This is a genomic window from Photobacterium sp. R1 (genome assembly GCF_054600795.1).
In genome coordinates, this window is sequence record NZ_BAAHZP010000410.1 from 1 (window position 1) to 291 (window position 291).

Genomic DNA, 291 nt, shown 5'->3' on the forward strand with positions numbered 1-291 from the left:
TTCCCACCAGCAGTTATCTGAAACGCCAGATGAATCAGGAACTTTCACGTCTGGGTGGTGCGGAATCGGGTCAGGGTATTTTGCCCTGGCTGATTGAGCTGCGTCCGGCGTTACTGAAAGTGCCGCAGATCTCAGTGCAGAATCTGAAATATGATCACAACCGCCATGAACTGAGGTTGCAGGCGGTGGCGGGTGAATTCCAGCATTTCGAACAGCTCAGGGTTTTGCTGGTGGAAGGGTTTGAAGTTGAACAGGGCCAGCTTAACCGTGACGGCCAACAGGTCAGTGGTG

General features: G+C 53.3%; 1 protein-coding gene. It reads left to right on the forward strand.

From position 1 onward, the window contains the following. On the forward strand, positions 1–291 hold a 291-nt coding region (gene gspL, locus ACYP03_RS25645; protein ID WP_459782626.1), incomplete at both ends, for a type II secretion system protein GspL.